1 protein-coding gene is annotated in these 3,417 nt (G+C 77.9%); it reads right to left on the bottom strand.

Going from position 1 to position 3,417, the window contains the following annotated elements:
• Window positions 1–3,417 (bottom strand): SDR family NAD(P)-dependent oxidoreductase (locus ACIQOV_RS33465; protein ID WP_401054520.1); only part of this gene is annotated, 3,417 nt, incomplete at both ends.

Genomic DNA, 3,417 nt, shown 5'->3' with positions numbered 1-3,417 from the left:
GGGTGGGGGCACCGTCCAGGGACGGGGCGGCCGGCCGCGCCGGGGCCTCGGCCCGCTCCGGCGCCTCCTCCAGGATCACGTGGACGTTGGTGCCGCTCATGCCGAACGAGGAGACGCCCGCCCGGCGGGTGCGACCGCCCCGCGGCCACGGCACCGGTTCGGTGAGCAGGCGCAGCGCGCCCGCCGACCAGTCCACGTGCGGGGTCGGCTCGTCCACGTGCAGGGTGGCGGGCAGCAGGTCGTGCCGCATCGCCTGGACCATCTTGATCACGGCGGCGACGCCGCCCGCGGACTGGGTGTGCCCGATGTTGGACTTGACCGAGCCGAGCCACACCGGGCGGTCGGCCTCCCGGTCCCGGCCGTAGACGGCCTGGAGCGCCCGTGCCTCGATCGGGTCGCCCAGCTCGGTGCCGGTGCCGTGCGCCTCGATGGCGTCGACGTCGCCGGGGGCGAGCCGGGCGGCGCTCAGCGCCTGCCGGATGACCTTCTGCTGGGCCCGGCCGCTGGGGGCGGTCAGCCCGTTGCTGGCGCCGTCGTGGTTGACGGCGGTGCCGCGGACCAGGGCCAGCACCCGGTGGCCGTTGCGGCGGGCGTCGGAGAGCCGCTCGACCAGCAGCATGCCGGCGCCCTCGCCCCAGCCGGTGCCGTCGGCGGCGGCGGCGAAGGCCTTGCAGCGGCCGTCGGTGGAGACCGCGCCGCCCTGGGTGCCCTCGACGAACATGGTCGGCACGACCATCAGGGTCACGCCGCCGACCAGGGCGAGCGAGCAGTCGCCGCGCCCGAGCGCCTCGCCCGCCGTGTGCAGCGCCACCAGCGAGGAGGAGCAGGCGGTGTCGATGGACAGCGCCGGACCCTCCAGGCCGAGGGTGTACGCGACCCGGCCGGAGGTGACGGAGGCGGCGGTGCCGAGCATCAGGTGCGGGCCGATGCCCTCGGGCACCTCGGTGGCGCCGACGCTGTAGCCGGTGGTGGCGTTGCCGACGAAGACGCCGGTCGGGCTGCCGTGCAGCGTGGTCGGGTCGATCCCGGCGCTCTCGATCGCCTCCCAGGCCGTCTCCAGCAGCAGCCGCTGCTGCGGGTCCATCGCCAGGGCCTCGCGCGGGCTGATGCCGAAGAAGGCGGGGTCGAAGTCGGCCAGGCCGTCGACGAAGCCGCCGTCGAGGCCGTCCGCGAAGCCCTCCGGGAAGGCTCCGAGGTCCCAGCCGCGGTCGGTGGGCACCGGGGTCATGGCGTCCACGCCCTGGCTGACGATCCGCCACAGCCCCTCGGGGGTGTCGGCGCCGCCGGGCAGTCGGCAGCTCATGCCGATGATCGCCAGCGGGTCGTCGGCCGGGCCGGTGGCAGCCACCGGGGCCGGGCCGGCGGTCCCGGACGCGGGCTCGGACTCGGACGCGCCGAGCAGTTCGCGACCGAGCTCCTCGGCGAGCAGCGCCGGGGTCGGGTGGTCGAAGACCAGGGTGGCCGGCAGCCGCAGGCCGGTGACGGCGGAGAGCCGGTTGCGCAGCTCGACCGCGGTCAGCGAGTCGACCCCGAGCTCCTTGAACGCCCGGTTCGGGTCGACCGGTTCGGGACCGGCGAAACCGAGCACGGCGGCGGCCTGGCCGCGCACCTGCTCCAGCAGCAGCCGGAGCCGGTCCTCCGCGCCGAGTCCGGCCAGCCGGCGGCCGAGGGCCGAACCGGCGGCGGCCGGGTCGGCGCCGGAGACGCGCCGGGTGCCGCCGCGGACGAGTTCGCGCAGCAGCGGCGGCGGCGACCCCGCGCCGGCGGCCAGGGCCGCCTGGTCCAGCCCGGTGGCGACCAGCGCCGGGTGGGGCAGGGCGAGCGCCGCGTCCAGGGCCGCGAGGCCGCGCTCGACGGAGAGCGGCGGGAAGGCGGAGCGGGCGATGCGCTCGCGCTCGGCCCCGGTCAGCCGGCCGGTCATGCCGGCGGTGTCCTGCCACGCGCCCCAGGCCAGCGACAGCGCGGGCAGCCCGGCGGCGCGGCGGCGGTGGGCGAGGGCGTCGAGGTAGGCGTTGGCGGCGGCGTAGCCGGCCTGCCCGGCGCTGCCCAGGGTGCCGGCGGCGGAGGAGTAGAGCACGAAGGCCGCCAGGTCGGCGTGCCGGGTCAGCTCGTCCAGGTGCGCGGCGGCGTCCGCCTTGGCGCGCAGGACGGCGGCGGCGCGCTGCGGGGTCAGGCCGGTGACCACGGCGTCGTCCACCACGCCGGCCAGGTGGAACACCCCGGTCAGCGGGCGGGTGAGCCCGGCCAGCACCGCGGCGAGCGCGTCCCGGTCGGCGGCGTCGCAGGCGATCAGCTCGACCTGCGCGCCCCGTTCGGCCAGCGCCTCGGTGAGCGCGGCGGCGCCCTCGGCGGCGGGCCCGGTACGGCTGAGCAGGGTGAGGTGGCGGACACCGTGGGCGGTCGCCAGGTGCTCGGCGAGGACCCGGCCGAGGCCGCCGGTGCCGCCGGTGACCAGGACGGTGCCGTCCGGGTCGAAGGCGCGCGGCAGGGTGAGGACGACCTTGCCGATCTGGCGGGCCTGGCCGATGTGGCGGAACGCCTCGGGGGCGGTGCGCACGTCCCAGGCGCGCAGCGGCGGCAGCCGCAGCTCGCCGGCGCGGAACAGCTCCAGCAGGGTGGCGAGGATCTCGCCGATCCGCTCGGGGCCGGCCTCGATCAGGTCGAAGGCCTGGTAGCGCACGCCGGGGTGGCGGGCGGCGACCTCGCCGGGGTCGCGGACGTCCGTCTTGCCCATCTCGATGAAGCGGCCGCCGCGCGGCAGCAGGTCGAGCGAGGCGTCGACGAACTCGCCGGCCAGGGCGTCCAGCACCACGTCCATGCCGCGGCCGCCGGTGGCCTCGGCGAAGCGCCGGGCGAAGCCGGTGTCCCGGGAGGAGGCGATCCGGTCGGCGGCGACGCCGAGGGCGCGCACCGCCTCCCACTTGGCCGGGCTGGCGGTGCCGTAGACCTCGGCGCCCAGGTGCCGGGCGACCTGCACGGCGGCGGTGCCGACGCCACCCGCGGCGGCGTGGATCAGCACCGACTCGCCGGCCCGCAGGCCGGCCAGGTCCACCAGGCCGTAGTAGGCGGTGGCGTAGGCGATCGGGACGGCCGCGGCCTCGGCGAAGGACCAGTGCGCGGGCATCGGCGCCAGCAGCCGGTGGTCGGTGACGGCGACGGGGCCGAACGCGGCCGGGCAGAGGCCGAACACCCGGTCGCCCGGGCTCAGGCCCTCGACGTCCGGTCCGACCTCCAGCACCACGCCGGCGGCCTCGCCGCCGAGCACGACCTCGCCCGGGTACATGCCGAGCGCGCCCAGCACGTCGCGGAAGTTCAGGCCCGCCGCGCGCACGCCGAGCCGCACCGCGCCGGGGGCCAGCGGGGCGGCCGGGTCGACCGGCAGCAGTTCGAGGGCCTCCAGGGTGCCCGGGTTGCGGG

Origin of the sequence: Kitasatospora sp. NPDC091257 (assembly GCF_044757675.1) — a bacterium.
GTDB lineage: Bacteria > Actinomycetota > Actinomycetes > Streptomycetales > Streptomycetaceae > Kitasatospora > Kitasatospora lactacystinica.
The sequence above is the reverse complement of the archived record's forward strand: the minus strand, read 5'-3'. Positions and strand labels throughout refer to the sequence as shown.